Genomic DNA, 17425 nt, shown 5'->3' on the forward strand with positions numbered 1-17425 from the left:
AGGGCAGAGAGTGACCTGCTTCCTTAAAAACAGTCGCTCAGCCGCCTGGACCTACTCTATACATCTTCGTGATTGTATCGCATTCGCACTCTACCGAGGGCGAATAATGTGGCGGGTCGAGGAAATCGGGCGGTTTTGCAGCTCTCGCGGTACCGAAATCGAAAACGCCATCGCGCTGCGTCGATGGCGTGTGGTTGTTTCAGAAAACGCTCGGGTGTGCGCGGTTTAGCAGGCCTAAGACGAATCTGCGGCATGACCTACGGAAGCGTCACGGCGACAAGCCGACCTTGGGCGTTGCGGGCGTAAACGTGGCCGTCAAGCAGGACAGGGACGGTCCAGCAGCGGCCATCAAGAATCTCGGCTCGCGCGAGTTCTTTGTATTCCTTGCCCGTCGCCTCGGCGATCACCAGTTGGCCATCCTCGCTGAGTACTACCAATTTTCCATCGGCGACCATCAGCGAACCGCAACCGAGTCCACGCTGCTGCCAAAGCACGTCGCCCGTCTCATGGTCCATGCAAATCAGTTGCACGACACGCCCGAGATTCGAATTGCCATCGAATCCGTACAGATTGCCTTGATACAGGATGCTGTTGTTGAAGTGATTTCGCATCTCGCGGTTGTCGTAAATCAATTCCAGCTTGCCATCGGTCAGCCGAAATTTGCCGCAGCCAACGCCATAGCCGGTCGAGATATAGATCGTGTCGTCCTGGACGATCGGCGTGGTTGAATTGGTGCGAAACGGCGAAGGCCAGGGGAAGGCGTCGATTTGTTTTCCGTTGCTGGCGTCGAGGATTCTCAACCCATCCGAATCCAGCGTCGCGAGCATTGTTTTGCCGTCTTGTTAAAAACTTCGGCACATCCATAACCTGCGGTGTGTTTGGGCGACTTCCAGATCAGTTCGCCGTTGGTTTTGTTATACGATGCAACTCGTCCGCCCTGCACGATGACTTGGTTGTTCACAAGGGTGGGCGAACTGTTGAAACCCCACTCGGGCAATTCGACGTCGAGGTCCTTTTGGAGTTCTCGCTGCCAGAGGACGGAGCCGTCGTCCGCGTCTAAGCAGAACAGTTGTCCCTCTTTGCCAAGCGTATAGACGTGGTCGCCATCAATCGTCGGCGTTGCTCCGGGGCCGCCTTCGTAGAGGTTGTCGACCAATGCGGACGGGTAGCTGTGGCTCCAGATCGTTTCGCCGCTGGTTTGGTTCAGACAATAAACCGTTTCCTCGCCGTCGTTGTGCCCCATCGTGAACAGCCGACCGTTGGCGATCGACACGCTACTAAAACCGATGCCGATCTCGCGTTGCCAAGCAACCGAAAGTCCCGATTTGGGCCAATCGACCGACCAGCCGGATTCCTCTGAGACGCCGTCACGGCCATCGCCCAGCCACTGAGTCCACGACGATTCGGCGGCGGTGGCATGAAATGCGAAACAGTACAGGAAAATCCAGGAAACGGTGATGCGAATCATGGTTGCTCGGTACCGATAGGTGAGAGAGGCGGAAAGGGTAGGGCAGGGGGGACAACCCAAACGCGATGCCATGATTCTATCAAGGTTCGCGGTCAATGGAGAAATCGGCGCTCCCGCCGGGGCAAGCCCGAGGGAAGCGACGACATGCTCGGTGTATCACGCTGCGTCGCCGAACAGCCACGAAGTGGCGACATGCTGTAGCCATGGGCGTCAGCCGATGGGGCACGTGCGTACGTGGAGATTTATTGCAAGTCAAAGGACTGAGTCCCGAAGGATTGGCCATTGATCTGCAGCGTGACGTAGTGAATGCCTGGGTAAAGGGAATACGTCGTGGCGGCGTCTCGTAACACATGACGCTTTTTCAACGAGATTGTCTCGCCCTTCTTGATCTGAAGCTGTTTGATCTTGTGGACTTTAGGCGACGTGCTTCCATTGGCTTTGACGAAATCGATCACATAGTCGATCAGCAACGATTCGTTTTTGCGGCCCGTTATCTCAAACGTGAATTCGATCGCGTCGCCTGGACGAACCTGAGGCGTGTGGATGGCAAAATCCGTCACCGTAATCTTGGGGTTGGGGCTGAATCCGAGAAGTGCCAAGGCTTTGCGATCCCCTTGTTTGACCAAGGTTCGCAGCGCGTGTTTGCACATCCATTGAAGCTCCGATGCGTCTTGCTGCCCAATCTGTTGCCACTGCTTCAGCGTTTCCAAAACCAAATCGGGGTGCGTCTTGGCAATGTCATTGAGATGATTGGAAACCGATCGAGTGACATAGCGAGTGGGGTCAGCATGCAATGTGTTCAGCAGCGGAATTGCGGTGGTTGTATCGATCGACAGTCGGCCGGACCACGGAAGCCGCGGTCGGGTGCCTTCGCTGACCAGACGCCGTACATGATAGTTTCGATCGGTTGACCATTTTTCCAGCGTGCTTAGCGTTTCGGTCGGGTGCGTGTTGATGAATGCGCGTATTGCGTCCTCCATCGAAAACCGCTGCGTGATTGCCTTGATCGTCCTGAGCGACAGTTTTAGGTGTCGTTTTTCGAGTCCATTGCGAACGACGTACTCTCCCAGCGGTGCGAAAATAAAGTCGCCAAAATCGTCATCGCGTTTGGTTGGATCCAGCGGCGGTGGCAGCGCGGCGGCGATTTGCTTTGCTGCCACCTTGTAATCCGATGCCAAGTATCGCTCCAGCGTGCTGGCGATATGAACGATTCGCTCTTTGAGTTCCAGCTTTTTCAAGTCCTTCATCGTCTCGGCGACGAATCCGGTCGCGTCAAACCGCGCGTCCGCGGTTTCGAAGCAGGACGCGAGATACGAGACGCGGTCCTGGTTGAACAGTTGGTCCTTCAAACTGAAGCCGGTGCCTTTCTGCGGGGTAGCCATGATGGGGCGGTTTCCTTTGCGGCGGGGTTTTCCGGGAATCTTTGCGGATGGGGGCAACGTGGTCGCTAAACGCGGGGGCCGACGCGTCGGGTTGGGATTTGCTGGGAAACACGCTAATGGCGCAGCCTCAAAACTCATACTTCGCGTTAGGCGGGGATGGTTCAGCGGTCTCAGGAATGATGCCGGTTTGGCCGCCAGCGGCGGGCTTTAGCCGTGAGGCTGTAAAAGTAATGGAATCCGGAGACATCGTGGGGCAGTCGAAGGGATTTGACGTGGTTCTCAATTTCGGTCTGGGTGTCTAAACTTCGCAATATCCGTATGTCCTTTGGCTGTTTTTTCGCCGTTTTACCCCTGAATCGATCATGCCTCAACCTCGCGTTTTGGTCCTCCGTGCTCCCGGTACCAATTGTGATGAAGAAACTGCGTTTGCGTTTGAGCAGGCGGGGGCGGTTGCGGAACGCGTGCACGTGAACCGTTTGATCGAGAATCCAGCACTGAAAGACCGCTACCAAATTTTGTGTTTGCCAGGCGGTTTCAGCTACGGCGACGATATCGCCGCCGGCCGGATTTTGGCAACGAAGCTGCGTCAGCACCTGTCGGATCTGGTCGATTCCTTTGTGCATGGTAAAGGGGATCGTTTGGTGCTGGGGATTTGCAATGGCATGCAAGTCTTGATGCGATTGGGCGTTTTGACCGAAGGCCTTTCCTCGCCGGTCGATGCTCCAGCGACGCTGACTTGGAATGACCATGGCCGATTCGAAGACCGCTGGGTGCACCTTGTCGTCGACAAGACGCCTTGCGTTTTCTTGAAAGGCATCGAGCGGATGTACCTGCCGATGGCCCACGCCGAAGGCAAATTTGTAGCGGCCAGCGACGAAGTGTTGCAGACAATGCAAGCCGAAGGACGGCTGGCGATTCGCTACGCCGACGGCGAAGCTGGCGGAATCCAAGGCGACGTGCTGCCGTTTCCTGCCAATCCCAACGGCGCCGACGCCAATGTCGCCGGAGTGTGTGACGCCACAGGCCGTGTCTTTGGTTTGATGCCACACCCCGAGCGACACATCGAAGCGACTCAGCATCCGTTTTGGACGCGTCGTGACGAGCAGCCCGAATTTGGTGACGGGATGCCGATGTTCAAGAATGCCGTCGAGTGGTTTGCTTAAGAACCGTGTGAGCTTCAGGTGGCGAGAGGACTCGTAGCGGAAGTCGTCAACGGGCTGTTGATTTAGTCGTACGATGGACTTCCTAGTCCGTCGAATACATCATTGACGGACTAGGAAGTCCATCACGCACCCCTCGCTGCAGGAATCTTCACTAGATCAACAGCCCGTCAACGGCTTTCGTGAATGGCCGGTCAGGTTGGAAACTCTCGCTTGAGTGTTGAACTCTCGCTTGAGTTCGGTGGCGTCCGAAATCGTTGCGAAGGGGCCCTGCCAGTGTCGTTTGCAGCGAGGGTCACTGTTTGAAATGAATCTCGCAGGCATCGTTTTCACACGATTTTCCGGCGATCTTGTAGCGTCGTTTGGCGACTTGGTTGTACATCCAACGCCACAGCCCCGCTGATCCGGGAATATGCAGAATCGGCGCGGCGATCCAAATCGTGGGCAGTCGCCGCGTCAGATAACGGACCGCATCGGCGCCACCATGGCGGCCGCCATCTTGGTCGACGACGTACATCTGCTTCATCAAATCGTCGTACTTTAGGTCCGGGTACCGCTCGGCCACCCGTTTGTCGTGCAGTGACAGGTAGGTCAATCGCGAACCACCCCAATCGAGTCGCCGCAAATTGGACACTTGTGACGTGCAGAAATTGCACTGCCCATCGTAGATCACGACATCAGCATCGGGATTTTCGTCTGGATCAGGCAGTTTTGGCGAGTTTTTAGGCACTTGAGCCCTAGGTGGAAAGCGGAATGCACGGGTTCGCTCTCATTTTAGGCAGCCCGATGCGCTATACTAAGGGGGAGAGCCTCTTTCAACGCAGGAAATATGTAATGAACCAAATCGAATCGCGAGTCGTGAGTGCCCGCCGACGTCTGATTTTGGCCCAATTTGGCCGTAATCTATGTTGGACGTTGTTTGCCGCCATCTTGGTGGCGGTCATCGCAATCGCGGTGCCTGCGATACAAGTGATGGATGTCGATTACTCGCTGTGGACCAATGGGTGGATGATCGCAGTCGGTGTGGTGGCAGTCATCGCGGCGGCCGTGCACGCGATCGTCACCGCACCGTCAAAACAAGCGGTTGCTGCCGAAGTGGACCGTCGCTTTGGGCTTCGCGAACGCTTGAGCAGCTCGATTAGTTTGGACGCCAGCTCGCGTAACAGCGATTTTGGATTGGCGCTGGTCGACGATGCCGAGAAAAAGGCAGCTAAGATCGAGCTGGCTGAAAAGTTCTCGCTGCAGCCGACGCGATTGGGTTGGCTGCCGATCTCGCTGATTCCTGTCTTGGTGATCGTGTTGGCGTTGCTCGAGCCGGCAACCCAAACGAACGCAGACAGCACTCCCAAAATCGATATTGCCGAAGTCACGCAAGTGAAGGCGGCGGCGACTCAGCTAAAAAAACGGATTCAACAACAAAAACGCAAAGCTTCGGCCGAAGGGCTAAAGGAGGCGGAAGAGTTGTTTGAAAAGATGGAAGCGGATCTCGATAAGATTGCCAAACGCGAAAGCATGGATCGCAAAGAAGCGATGATCGCGCTGAACGATCTGAAAAAGCAACTCGAAGAACGCCGTGAACAACTCGGTTCCCCAGATCAAATGCGGCGTGCAATGTCGCAAATGAAAGGACTCGAGTCGGGGCCGGCCGACAAGATCGCCAAGTCGATCGAGAAGGGTGAATTCGGCAACGCCAAAGATTTGGTCAAGCAGTTGGCCAACAAAATGCGTGATGGAAAGCTGAGCGAGGAAGAGAAATCGCAGCTGAAGAAGCAGGTTTCTCAGATGAAGGAGCAGCTGGAAAAAGCGGTCAAAGAGCACGAGAAGAAGAAGCAAGAATTGCAGCAAAAGATCGACCAAGCTCGCAAGGAAGGGCGTGGCGAGGATGCTGCGAAGATGCAGCAAAAGATGAACGAGATGAGCCAAAAGGATGCTCAAATGCAGCAGATGCAAAAAATGGCCGAAGCGATGAGCCAGGCCCAACAGGCGATGCAGCAGGGAGACGCGGGTCAAGCCGCCGACGCGATGGAGCAGATGGCCGATCAGTTGGGCGAGATGCAGCAGGAGATGTCCGAGCTCGAAGATTTGCAGTCGGCGCTAGAGGATCTATCGCAATCGAAGAACCAAATGCGATGTGAAGGTTGTGGAGGTGCGGGCTGCGAAAAATGTCAAGGCGGCGGTATGGGGGGCATGGGCGACGGGCAGGGGCAGGGGCAGGGCGATGGTTCAGGAAAAGGCAGTGGGTCCGGCGATCGGCCCGAAGACGAAGTGGATACCAACACCTACGAAACTCAGGTCCGCGGCAAGGTGAAAAAGGGCAAGGCGATCATTGCCGGGTTCGCTGATGGCCCCAATCGCAAGGGGGTTACGCAAGAGGACGTCAAGCAATCGATCGAGGCGGCGCTTTCGAAAGAGAGTGATCCGTCGGAGAACCAGACGTTGCCGCGATCCGAACGTGAGCACGCTCAGCAGTACTTTGACCGTCTTCGCGATGGCGAGTAAAACGTTCGAAATTTACCGGGCGGCTCGCGCCGCTCCGCGATAAAAACCACTCGGTTAGGGCCAAAGTAGATCGCATTGGCCTCACGCCACCAACGCCACTAAGGACCATCGGAAGAGCAGCTGGCGGCGACTTCCATAGTGGACGAAGCGACGAGTCCTTTTTGGCTCAGTGAAGCCGCAGGACTCGTTGCCTCGTCCACTACCGCCCGGCATTTATTGTTCCGGGCGTTCTCAAGCGGATGCCGCCTTATCGATCCGCGAACGCGGCGTCGATCAACTCGGCTTGCTCGATCTTGTGAGCCGCCATGCTGCCGGTGCTTGGGCTTGCCGATTCGTCTCGCGAGACCACCGAGAACTTGTATTTTTCAGCAACCATGTCGCCGAAGTTCAGTTTGATGTAGGGCCACGCGCCCATGTTCGTCGGTTCGTCTTGCACCCAGCGAATGTCGGTTCCGGCCGGCAATCCTTCGAGCGCCGCGGTGAGCGTTTCAGCTTGCAGCGGGTAAAGCTGCTCGATCCGCATGATCGCCACATCCTTGATCTCGCGGGCCTCTCGCGTTTCCAGCAGGTCGTAGTAGATCTTGCCTGTGCAAATCAGCAATCGCTTGCATGTTGCCAACGGAATCTGGTCGTCGCCGAGGATTTTGTGGAATTGGCCACCAGCGACCTCTTCGATCGGGCTGACAACCAACGGGTGGCGAAGCAAACTCTTAGGCGACAGCAGGATCAGTGGTTTTCGCCATTTGCGAAGCACTTGGCGTCGCAAAAGGTGGAAAAGCTGAGCTGGCGTCGTAGGCTGGACCACTTGGATGTTGTGTTCGGCACTCATTGCGAGGAAGCGTTCGATTCGAGCGCTGCAGTGCTCGGGGCCTTGGCCTTCGAAACCATGCGGCAACAACATTACCAATCCGCTGAGCCGGTTCCATTTGTCTTCGGCGCTGGCGATAAATTGGTCGACGATGACTTGGGCGCAATTCCAAAAGTCACCGAATTGAGCTTCCCAAGCGCACAACCCATCGGGGCGGTCGAGCGAATAGCCGTACTCGAATCCAAGCACACCAGCCTCGCTTAGCGGGCTGTTGTAAAGTTCCACACTCGCTTGGTCCGGGCTAAGGTTGGCCAGCGGCATGTAGGTTTCGCCGTTCTTGGTGTCGTGCAACACCGCGTGGCGATGGCTGAACGTACCCCGCTGGACATCTTGGCCCGTCATCCGAATCGGATATCCCTCGGTCAACAAGGTTGCAAACGCGGCGGCTTCGGCGCTCGCCCAATCGAGCGGTTTCTTGCCTTGTGCCATCTCGCGGCGAAGCGCCATCGGGCGTTTCAGTTTTTTGTTGGCCGCAAACCCTTCAGGCAATCGCGTCAGCGAATCGAGCAGTTCGCTGAGCTTGGCTTGGTCGACGGTTGTGTCGGTCACCTCCGAGGGTTCCAGGCCGCCGTAGTAAACCGACCAATTCGCTGCCAGCGTTTGGGTGTCGGGAACGAAGGGTTCGTTCTTGCTCGCCTCGAACTCGCTTTCGAGTTTCTCGGTTCGCTTCTTTTGGATCTCTTCGCCTTCTTCGACGCTGATCTCACCAATTTCGACCAAGCGGTTGAGGTACTGCTCTCGCACGCTGGCGCGACGGTCGATTTCGGCGTACATCCGCGGTTGAGTGAATCGAGGCTCGTCCCCTTCGTTGTGCCCCCAACGGCGATAGGCGTACAGGTCGATGACGACGTCTCGATGGAATTCTTTGCGAAAATCCATCGCCAGCGAGACGACTTGCGCAACCGCTTCGGGGTCTTCGCCGTTGACGTGGAAGATCGGAATTTGCAGCATTTTTGCGATGTCGGTCGCATAGGTCGTGCTGCGGCCTTGGCGTGGTTCGGTGGTGAAACCGACTTGGTTGTTGATGACGATATGCAGCGTACCGCCGGTGCGATAGCCTTCCAATTCGCTCAGGTTCAGCGTTTCCTGGACCACGCCTTCACCCGCGAATGCGGCGTCACCGTGGATCAAGATCGTCATCACTTCGGACCGTTTGGTGTCTTTGCGATAGTCCTGTTTGCAGCGACATCGTCCCAGGGCGACGGTGTTGACATATTCCAGGTGGCTGGGGTTAAAGCACAACGAGATATGGATCTTGTCGCCGGTGGCGGTGATCCAATCGCTGCTATAGCCGAGGTGGTAGCGGACGTCACCGCCACCGCGACTGAGTTCGGGGTCGGGATCGTCGAACGACCAGAAAATATTCATCGCCCGTTTTTTCAGGATGTTCGCCATCACGTTCAAGCGACCGCGATGGGCCATCCCCATCACCACCTCTTTGACTTGGTGTTGGCCCGCTTTCTCGAGCGCCAAGTCCAACATCGGAATCAGGCTTTCGGCGCCTTCGAGCGAGAACGTTTTCGCGCCGACAAATTTGCGGCGTACAAATTCTTCGAAAATCGACGCGTCGGCGAGCCGAGCGTAGATTCGTCGTTGCACTTGGTGTGATAATTCGAGCCGGTTTTCGGTGGTCTCCATCCGTTTCTGCAGCCAATCGCGGATGTTGCGATTGTCGATGTGCATGAATTGAGCGCCGATGCTGCGGCAGTACGTGTTCTGCAGCTTGGTCAAAATGGCGTGCAGGGTGCTGCCGCTGACGTTCTCAAGCGCCGTGCTGTCGAGCGGTCGCTCAAGGTCTTGGTCGGAAATCCCATAAAGCTGGGGGCTCAATTCCGGCGAATCCGATTTCAGGATCCCCAGCGGATCGAGTTTGGCAGCCAAGTGGCCGCGGACTCGGTATTCCCGCACCAATTGGTTGACGCGGTCTTGAATCCGCGACATCCAGATCGCTTGATCGGTGGCTTCGTTGCCAGAGGAGCCTCGGCGATCCAGCGGGGCGGTGGCTCCGTCCGCCGCGGGGGACGCTGCGGTGACTTCCCCGTTCTTTGTGAATGAGCTCTTGTTCGATACGACAAGAAATTGCTCAAAATATTGACGCCAAGTATCCGAGACACTCGAAGGGTCCCGAACGTACTGGACATACAAGTCGTCAATGTAGTCCAAGCTGTAGCTATTCATATCGGCAAATTCGCCGTCTGGTTGCTGGAGGGCAGGGGAGGGTAGGGGAGGGCCGTTTCACCGCCTCGATCCTACCGAAATCCATGATTGTCTCTAACCTTCAGAATTTAGAATATCGTCCGCTAGGTTCCTAGTGGTTGTAAGTGAGTTGTTGCCAAAGTCGACCTGTGGCATCCATTGTCGGCCTCGATGGCGCGGATCACGATCCCTGCGTCTTTGCTCCCTCCTACTTTGGGATTTGCCGCTGGACTGATAAATTCCCTCTCCTACGGCGATTATCGAGTCGCCGATTTTCGTTGCCGCGAGCAAATTTGAATTTGATGCGATTTGCTCGCAATCGTCCCTCCGTTGTCGCTCCAAAAATTTTTTTTCAACATGGCTGTACTGCTCCAACTCCGTGATGCTCACAAGCGATTCGGCGATCAAGTCGTCCTTGATGGGGCCGATGTCTCGTTGGTCGATGACGTGAAGGTCGGTTTTATCGGCCGAAATGGAGCGGGCAAATCGACACTGATGCGAGTGCTGTTGGGGGAAGAAGAGCTCGAGCGAGGCGAAATCATCACCCATCCGACGCTCCGTATTGGCTACCTCCGCCAACATGACCCTTTTCAGCCTGGTGAATCCGCACTCGATTTCTTGATGCGGGACAGCGGGCAACCCGAATGGCGGTGTGGCGAAGTCGCAGGCGAATTCGAACTCAAGGGGGCCTATTTGGAGGGGCCGGTCAAAGCGCTCTCCGGCGGTTGGCAAACACGCGTCAAGTTGGCCGCACTGCTGCTGCACGACCCGAACCTCTTGATGCTCGACGAGCCGACGAACTTTTTGGACCTTCGTACTCAAATTCTGCTCGAGCACTTTTTGCGTGCCTTCAACAAAGCGGCGTTGATCGTCAGCCATGATCGCGAGTTTCTAAAGGCCACCTGCTCGCAAACGCTTGAGCTTTCGCGGGGCAAGTTGACGATGTTCACTGGCAAAATTGATGCCTACCTCGAATACCGCGAAGAACGCCGCGAACATGACCGCCGTGTCAATGCGACGGTGATTGCAAAGCAAAAACAGTTGCAACGGTTTATCGAAAAGAACCGTGCTAACGCATCGACCGCCAGCCAAGCTAAGAGCAAGGCGAAGCAGCTCGAGCGGCTGCAGACCACCGAGATCGAACGCGATGAACCGACCGTGCACATGCGGGCCCCTCGGGTTGATCCCCGACAAGGCACCGTGTTCCGCTGTACCGAGTTGGCGATCGGGTATCCTGATCACACGGTGGCCGACGGCATCACGCTGGAAATCGAGCATGGTCAACGCGCGGCGATCGTGGGGGACAACGGTCAAGGAAAAACGACACTGCTGAGGACGTTGGTCAATTCGCTCGAACCGTTGGCGGGACAGATGAAGTGGGGCCATGGGACCGAGATTGGTACCTATGCGCAACACGTCTATACGAGTTTGGATGAGCGGATGACCGTTATCGAGCATCTCGAATACAACTCGCTTCCCGGTACCACGCGGCAAGAATTGTTGGCGATGGCCGGGGCGCTGTTGTTCCGTGATGACCAAATTCAAAAGAAGGTCAAAGTGCTCAGCGGGGGCGAGCGAGCGAGGCTCTGTATGGCCGGATTGCTGCTGAGTAACTCCAATGTGCTGGTGCTTGACGAACCAGGCAACCACTTGGATGTCGAAACGGTCGAGGCGCTTGCCGGGGCGCTGGAGCAGTATCAGGGCACGGTGATCTTTACCAGCCACGATCGTCACTTCATGCGGCGTGTGGCGACTTGTGTGATCGAGGTGCGGGATGGCAGCGTAAAAAATCACTTCGGTGATTACGACAGCTACCTAGCCGCGATCGAAAAAGAGGTCGACGACAGCGAATTGGCGCGTGGAAAAACGCCATTGCCGAAAGATGGCAAACCCAGCAAAGGGGGCGGCGGTGGCCGGCAAGGGCAACGCGATCAACGCAAGGCCGAGAAAGAACTCAAGAACGTCGAAAAGAAGATTGCCCGTCTGGATGACGAAAAGCGAAAGCTCAACGATCAACTGTTAACCGAAACGGATCCCGATGCGGCAGTCAAACTGCACAATCAGGTCAAGGCATTGGAAGTCGAGCTCTCCGAGGCCGAAGAACGCTGGGTCGAACTCAGTGCCGACCAGGAATGGTAGCGAAGCGGCCTTCGTGTCAATCTCGCCACTGCGGCAAAGGGCGGGTTGTAGCAGTGTTGTCGCTTGTATCGACTTCGATCGTCCAAGCGGACACGGGTGAGCGCAGATACCGATGGAATCATTAGCAACCGTGATTGTCGGTTGTTGAAATGATTTCACTCGCCAGGAAGTGCATCGGATGTTACTGCGTTTTGCTCTCGCTTGTTGCTCGTTGGGGTGTTTGGCGTCGGTTTCGATGGCCGATAATTTTGATCGCCGTGCGCTCGCCGACAAGCATGCTCCGGCCGGGATCATGGGGGCTCACCTTCATGACAAAGGCGAGTGGATGGTCGAGTACAAGTACATGAACATGTACATGGAAGACAATCAAATTGGCGAAAACAAAGTTTCTGATGCGACGGCTCTTGGAACCGCTACCCCCGTCGGGCCCCCGGGGCCCGGCATCACGGTCGACGGCGTCACCACCAATCGAGGTGCGACTCCGACCCAAATGACCATGGAAATGCACATGGCTCACATCATGTACGGTGCGTCCGAAAACGTCACGCTGTACACGATGGCGATGTTGCCGAGCATCACGATGGACCACACGCGGGCAAACTATACCGATTTTACCACTCATAACAGCGGTTTCGGCGACACGGCCTTCGGAGCGTTGCTGCGAGTCTACAGCGACGAATGCCAAGATTGGATTTTTAATCTCGGTTGCTCGGTTCCCACCGGCGATATCTTTCGCGAAACCTCGACTCCGACCGGATCGCCGACCGCATTTCCGTACCCAATGCGTTTAGGCAGTGGTACGTTCAACGCACGTCCCGGGCTGACTTACCGTCGCTTTCACGACTGGTACAGCTGGGGAGCTCAATTTCAAACCGATTTGCCGATCGGAAAGAACTATCGCGGCTACAGCGTTGGTGACGAATTCCGCTTCAACAGTTGGACCAGCGTGCTGTTGACCGATAACTTGTCGGTCTCGCTACGGGGCGAGCACCTGTGGCGGACCGAATACGATGGGCAGGATCCAGCCGCCAATGGCACGTTGATCAGCACCAATGTCGAGCAGTTTCGTGGCGGCTATTGGTACAACCTCGGTCTAGGAGCTCAGTATCTGTTTCATGGCCACTATTTCAATGCGGAATTTGTGCCCACGATTAGCCAAGACCTAAACGGAATCCAGCTGGAAACCGATTACGCCTTTATCGCCAGCTGGTCCAAATCGTTCTAAAGGGCGAGCAGGCTCAGCAAGTAGCAGGCTCGGCAAGTTGAGGGATGAGAGTTCGGCTGCCCCCCCCCCCTCACGCTCAGCCGATTTGCACGGGGCGATTCGCTTCGCGGCGATATCTTTGTAAAGTGGAGGTTGAGAGAGCGAGGGCATTGCGTCCTTGCTCGATTTCGCGACTCCCTTTCCTCATCGCTCGACGTTTATGGTTGCTCCGTTAAAAATCGGTGATCTCGTCATCGATCCGCCCATTCTGCAAGCTCCAATGGCGGGATTCACGAATGCCGCGTTTCGCCAAATCGTCCGCGATTTTGGCGGTGCAGGGCTGTTGGCCACCGAAATGGTCAACGCTCGCGGATTCGTGTGGATGGATGAAAACGAAGCCGAGCATCCCGACCGCCTGTGGGGGGTGGCCGAAGAGCCTCGTCCGTTAGCCGTCCAAATCTGGGACAACGACCCCGAAACGATGGCCAAGGTCGGCAAGCGTTTGGCCGAAGAGTACCGAGTCAGCATCGTCGATATCAACTTTGGCTGTCCCGTTCGCCAAGTGACACAGAAGGCGCACAGCGGTAGCTACTTGCTGCGTGATCCCAAACGCATGTTTGATATCATCAGCCAACTGGTGAAGGCCTGCAGTCCGACGCCGGTCACGGCGAAGATTCGGCTGGGTTGCACTCGCGACAACGTCAACTGCAACGATGTCGCCAAGGTGGTGGAGGAAGCCGGGGCGGCCGCACTGACCGTGCACGGGCGAACCGCGCAAGACATGTTCCGCGGCAATGCCGATTGGGGCAAGATCAGCGAGATCAAAAGTCGCCTGAAATCAATTCCGCTAATCGGAAACGGGGATCTGGATTCGGCTGAAAAGGTCGTGGCGGCATTTGAAAAATACAATGTCGACGGCGTGATGATCGCGCGGGCTTGTCTCGGGCGACCTTGGTTGTTTTCGCAAGCTGCCGCGGCGCTGCGGGGCGATCCGATTCCGGCTGAGCCGACGATGACCCAGCAGCGTGATGTGATGCTGAAGCACTATCAATTGGTGGTCGATCGGTTCGGCGAAGAAAAGGGGACGGTGCTGATGCGAAAGTACGCCTGTTGTTACGCCCAAGGCAAACCGGGGGCTCGTCATTTCCGCTCGGGAGTTGCCAACGTGTCAACGCCCGAAGAGTTTTACCGGATCGTCGATGAGCATTTCCCTGTCGAGGCGCCGACGGCATAGCTGTTTGCCGGCCCTTTTTTGTAGGTCGGAACATTCGAAGGTCCGGCACTGCGGCGATAGCGAACGCTGCGTTACCTATCCCTGACGCAGCTGCTTGACATAGCTTGAAAACATCCGCATGTCGTTTGGTAATTCCCCAGGCCCGATGATCAGCGGGCCTTTCTCTGCGGGCGGATGCAGACCATGGCTGCCACGCACCAGTGTCGCGTCCAGCGGGATCACGTCCATCGAGTAGCGAAAGCCCAGCTTCTTTCGCAGCACCTTTCGGATCGCACGAAACTTGCTGGTCATGAACAATTCGCAAGGGTCGTAGCCTGGTTTGCGATGAATGTCGACGGTGCGAGCAAAGTCGGGTGCCTGCTGGTCATCGAGCCAGTAATAATACGCAAACCAAGCGTTCGGTTTCGCCAATGCGATCAACTCGCCGCTGCGGGGGTGATCGAGTTCAATCTCTGCTGGGTCGACGACGCGATCGATCCCCGCGACCGATTCCAATTTGGCTTTGACTTCGGGGATCAATTCAGGGCGTGCGACGTAGACGTGAGCCAATTGATGGTCGCAGACCGCAAACGCATCACATTCGCCGGGGATCATCATTTCGCCGAATGGTCCGTTGCGAATGCCCAGCCAGCCCTCGGATCGTAATTCGCGATTGATCATCACCGGTTGGTCGACCGGCACCAATCCGTACTCGGAAACGACCACCACTTGTGCGTCGATCGCGGCGGCGGCGTCGATGACCGTTTTTGCACAGGCATCGACTTCGCGAACGCGTTGCACGTCGTGATCTGGGTACCGCTGGAAATCGTAATCCAGATGCGGCAGGTAGACCATCGTCAACTCGGGCTGCTTCTCTCGCATCACCAGCGCTGTGGCGTCGGCAATCCAGCGAGAGCAGGGCAGTCCTGCGTTGGGGCCCCAGAAAGTAAAGAACGGGAACGGACCGAGTTTTGCCGTCAGATCGCAATCGGTATGGTCCAGGATGTCAAAGACCTTCGATCCGTCGCAACCGTAGTGCGGTTTCGGAGTCGCGCTGTAGCGAACCCCCGAGGACTGGTTGAACCACCAAAACATCTTGGCGGTTTCGACGCCGTCGTAACACTTCGGACCTTGGACCAACGAGTTGGCTTGTTGCCAAAAACGTACTTCTTGGGTGTCTCGGAAATACCAGCCGTTGCCGACGATGCCATGGTCACGCGGAGCAAGGCCCGTCAACATCGTCGCTTGCGAGGTCGCCGTGACCGCGGGCAGCGGACTTTTCCATGCCGATGCCGTTCCGATGGCCGCGACGTTCGGAGCGTGCGGCAGCAGTTCGGGCGTCAATCCGACGACGTTGATAATGCAAACGCGATTCATCAGCGATCCTTCCGCAATCCGATTATTTCATTCTCGGGAACTCGCCGTTTTGGTACTTCTTCCAATACGAATCGAGTTGCCGTTTCACGACACCGCTAAGCAAAAAGACGCCCAGCAGGTTAGGGAAGCTCATCCCCAAGATCATCAGGTCGCTGAAGTCGAGGATATTGCCTCGGGTGATGATCGATCCGAGGACCGTAAAGGATAGGAACAGACATTTATAGATGATCGAGCTGCGAACCCCAAACAATTGAACCCAGCTGCGTTCGCCATAGTACGACCAACTGATGCACGTCGAGTAGGCGAACATCACGACCGCCGCGAACAATACGTAGCGAAACCAATCATGCCCGCCGACCACGAAGGCCTCGAGCGTCAAACGGGCGCCCTCGTTGTTGGCGATCACCTCTTCCATTTCCGGCATCTCGTAGACCCCTGTGACCACCACCACCAACGCGGTAATGGTACAAACCACCACGGTGTCGATGAACGGTTCCAGCAGTGCCACGATACCTTCGCTGATCGGTTCGTCGGTCTTGGCCGCCGAGTGTGCGATCGCGGCTGACCCCACACCCGCTTCGTTACTGAACACGGCTCGTTTGATGCCAATCACCAGGATGCCAAGGAAGGCGCCCCAGCCGGCTTTGAGCGAAAACGCTTCGGTGACAATCTTGACTGCCGCTGCGGGAACCTCCGAGGCGTTGGTGCCCAGGATATAGAGTGCGGCGATCACATAGGCGACGCACATAAATGGGACGATTCTTCCTGCGACCGCTGCGATGCTGCGGATACCCCCGATGATGACCACGCCGACAGCGACTGCCATGATCAGTCCGTAGACCCAGGGATAGCTTTGCAAGATAGCGACGTCACCGCGAATCGCTTCGAGTGATTGTCCTACCTGAAACGCATTGCCGCCTCCGAAGCTCGCTCCGATACAAAGTAACGCGAACACCACGGCCAAGACGCGGCCCAAGCGTGGAAATCCAATGTCTTTTAGTCCGTAACGCAGGTAACGCATCGGGCCACCCAAGACATGGCCGTCATCATCGGTGACGCGGTAGAGTTGCCCCAGTGTGCACTCGGTAAATTTGGCGGTCATTCCTAGAAAGCCCACCAAGATGATCCAAACCGTCGCTCCGGGTCCCCCGGTTCCGATTGCGATCGCGACACCCGCGATGTTGCCCAGTCCGACGGTGGCCGAAAGGGCCGCAGCAAGGGCTTGAAAGTGTGTGACTTCGCCGGGTTCATTGGGCGTATCATAAATGCCTCGCGTCAGGTCGATCGCATGCCGAAACGCTCGCAGGTTGATAAAGCCCATTCGCAGCGTCAGGAAAATTCCGCCGCAAAGCAGCCACACGACGACAAACGGGATGCTGACGCCAAATCGGTCTTTCGTGCCAAAATCATAAAAAATCACGTATGCAGCGTTGGCGACGACGTATTTGCCAAACGTCGCGTCGATTTTCTGCATCCACGTCAGCTCGTCTGCGTCGGTGGATGGTTCCTCGGCGACCTCGCTTTGCGTCGCAGCCTCGGTCGGCTCTGCATCGTTGTCCTCGGTAACCTCGTTCTCGCTATCGGTGTCTTCGGAAGCGTTGTCTTCGCCAGCACTGTTCTCGGCAGCGGTATCCGCGAGCGTCTGTTGTTGTGCGGTGGTGGAATCTTGCCCCATCGCAGCATAGGGGCAACTGAGTACGCTTAACGCAACCGCGATACAGGCAAGCAGGGGGAGGAGTCGGACCGAGCGAGCGAAGGGGGTGCTGAGCAAAGCGAGAGTTGTTTTTGGCATCGATAGTGACTCGTGGAAAAACGTAAGCGAGGGGCGCGAAGGCGTACCGTACCAAGCGTCGTCGAACGCTCGATGTATCGCACCGCGAGCGACATCGTAACAAATTTTGAGGCTTTGTGATTTTGGC

Annotated in this window: 12 protein-coding genes; 5 read left to right on the forward strand and 7 right to left on the reverse strand. The window is 56.5% G+C overall.

From position 1 onward, the window contains the following. Positions 1-257: 257 nt before the first annotated feature. The 3 genes from ABEA92_RS08035 to ABEA92_RS08045 all read right to left on the reverse strand — a co-directional run bounded on the left by ABEA92_RS08035 (position 258) and on the right by ABEA92_RS08045 (position 2850). Complete coding sequence (locus tag ABEA92_RS08035; RefSeq protein ID WP_345683304.1) at positions 258-827, reverse strand: outer membrane protein assembly factor BamB family protein; 570 nt, start codon at positions 825-827, stop codon at positions 258-260. Beyond that, positions 797-1468 (reverse strand): outer membrane protein assembly factor BamB family protein, encoded by a 672-nt coding sequence (locus tag ABEA92_RS08040; RefSeq protein ID WP_345683305.1) that lies wholly within the window; start codon positions 1466-1468, stop codon positions 797-799. Before ABEA92_RS08040 ends, ABEA92_RS08035 begins: the two co-directional genes overlap by 31 nt. A 242-nt stretch (positions 1469-1710) precedes the next feature. Beyond that, the gene (locus tag ABEA92_RS08045; protein WP_345683306.1) at positions 1711-2850 is read right to left on the reverse strand and encodes a DNA alkylation repair protein; all 1140 of its coding nucleotides are present in this window, start codon (positions 2848-2850) and stop codon (positions 1711-1713) included. A 362-nt stretch (positions 2851-3212) separates the two neighbouring features. On the opposite strand from ABEA92_RS08045, the gene ABEA92_RS08050 reads away from it, so the two are divergent. Next, entirely contained in the window at positions 3213-4013 is an 801-nt protein-coding gene (locus ABEA92_RS08050; protein WP_345683307.1) for a phosphoribosylformylglycinamidine synthase subunit PurQ, read from the forward strand. A gap of 292 nt (positions 4014-4305) precedes the next feature. Here ABEA92_RS08050 and ABEA92_RS08055 read toward each other — a convergent pair whose 3' ends face one another. Then, on the reverse strand, positions 4306-4740 hold the full coding sequence (locus ABEA92_RS08055; protein ID WP_345683308.1) for a thiol-disulfide oxidoreductase DCC family protein: 435 nt from the start codon (positions 4738-4740) through the stop codon (positions 4306-4308). Positions 4741-4844: 104 nt separating this feature from the next. Here ABEA92_RS08055 and ABEA92_RS08060 point away from each other — a divergent pair, with 104 nt between their 5' ends. Further along, positions 4845-6509: a hypothetical protein gene (locus tag ABEA92_RS08060; protein WP_345683309.1), complete on the forward strand. Its 1665-nt coding sequence runs from the start codon at positions 4845-4847 to the stop codon at positions 6507-6509. Positions 6510-6756: 247 nt separating this feature from the next. Here ABEA92_RS08060 and ABEA92_RS08065 read toward each other — a convergent pair whose 3' ends face one another. Next, positions 6757-9555 carry a 2-oxoglutarate dehydrogenase E1 component gene (locus ABEA92_RS08065; protein ID WP_345683310.1) on the reverse strand — a complete coding sequence of 933 codons (2799 nt, stop codon included), beginning with the start codon at positions 9553-9555 and terminating at the stop codon, positions 6757-6759. A gap of 375 nt (positions 9556-9930) precedes the next feature. Between ABEA92_RS08065 and ABEA92_RS08070 the strand changes: the two genes are divergently transcribed. The 3 genes from ABEA92_RS08070 (at position 9931) to dusB (ending at position 14150) form a co-directional block, all read left to right on the forward strand. Then, positions 9931-11712 (forward strand): ABC-F family ATP-binding cassette domain-containing protein, encoded by a 1782-nt coding sequence (locus tag ABEA92_RS08070; protein ID WP_345683311.1) that lies wholly within the window; start codon positions 9931-9933, stop codon positions 11710-11712. A gap of 178 nt (positions 11713-11890) precedes the next feature. Continuing rightward, positions 11891-12937 (forward strand): transporter family protein, encoded by a 1047-nt coding sequence (locus ABEA92_RS08075; protein WP_345683312.1) that lies wholly within the window; start codon positions 11891-11893, stop codon positions 12935-12937. A gap of 199 nt (positions 12938-13136) precedes the next feature. Next, the gene (gene dusB / locus ABEA92_RS08080; RefSeq protein WP_345683313.1) at positions 13137-14150 is read left to right on the forward strand and encodes a tRNA dihydrouridine synthase DusB; all 1014 of its coding nucleotides are present in this window, start codon (positions 13137-13139) and stop codon (positions 14148-14150) included. A 75-nt stretch (positions 14151-14225) separates the two neighbouring features. On the opposite strand, the gene ABEA92_RS08085 is transcribed toward dusB, so the two are convergent. Together ABEA92_RS08085 and ABEA92_RS08090 are read right to left on the reverse strand one after the other, a co-directional pair. Further along, positions 14226-15506 (reverse strand): alkaline phosphatase family protein, encoded by a 1281-nt coding sequence (locus ABEA92_RS08085; RefSeq protein WP_345683314.1) that lies wholly within the window; start codon positions 15504-15506, stop codon positions 14226-14228. Between the two features lie 22 nt (positions 15507-15528). After that, positions 15529-17298, reverse strand: a complete 1770-nt coding sequence (locus ABEA92_RS08090) for an amino acid carrier protein (RefSeq protein ID WP_345683315.1) — start codon at positions 17296-17298, stop codon at positions 15529-15531. Positions 17299-17425 lie beyond the last annotated feature (127 nt).

Source organism: Novipirellula caenicola (assembly GCF_039545035.1).
GTDB lineage: Bacteria > Planctomycetota > Planctomycetia > Pirellulales > Pirellulaceae > Novipirellula > Novipirellula caenicola.

Excerpts from the sequence above, each read along its gene's own strand:
- ABEA92_RS08065 (WP_345683310.1), bottom strand. The coding sequence starts at position 9,555 with ATGAATAGCTACAGCTTGGACTACATTGACGACTTGTATGTCCAGTAC.
- ABEA92_RS08090 (WP_345683315.1), bottom strand. The coding sequence starts at position 17,298 with ATGCCAAAAACAACTCTCGCTTTGCTCAGCACCCCCTTCGCTCGCTCG.
- ABEA92_RS08045 (WP_345683306.1), bottom strand. The coding sequence starts at position 2,850 with ATGGCTACCCCGCAGAAAGGCACCGGCTTCAGTTTGAAGGACCAACTG.
- ABEA92_RS08075 (WP_345683312.1), top strand. The coding sequence starts at position 11,891 with ATGTTACTGCGTTTTGCTCTCGCTTGTTGCTCGTTGGGGTGTTTGGCG.
- ABEA92_RS08060 (WP_345683309.1), top strand. The coding sequence starts at position 4,845 with ATGAACCAAATCGAATCGCGAGTCGTGAGTGCCCGCCGACGTCTGATT.
- ABEA92_RS08050 (WP_345683307.1), top strand. The coding sequence starts at position 3,213 with ATGCCTCAACCTCGCGTTTTGGTCCTCCGTGCTCCCGGTACCAATTGT.
- dusB (WP_345683313.1), top strand. The coding sequence starts at position 13,137 with ATGGTTGCTCCGTTAAAAATCGGTGATCTCGTCATCGATCCGCCCATT.
- ABEA92_RS08070 (WP_345683311.1), top strand. The coding sequence starts at position 9,931 with ATGGCTGTACTGCTCCAACTCCGTGATGCTCACAAGCGATTCGGCGAT.
- ABEA92_RS08085 (WP_345683314.1), bottom strand. The coding sequence starts at position 15,506 with ATGAATCGCGTTTGCATTATCAACGTCGTCGGATTGACGCCCGAACTG.
- ABEA92_RS08040 (WP_345683305.1), bottom strand. The coding sequence starts at position 1,468 with ATGATTCGCATCACCGTTTCCTGGATTTTCCTGTACTGTTTCGCATTT.
- ABEA92_RS08035 (WP_345683304.1), bottom strand. The coding sequence starts at position 827 with ATGCTCGCGACGCTGGATTCGGATGGGTTGAGAATCCTCGACGCCAGC.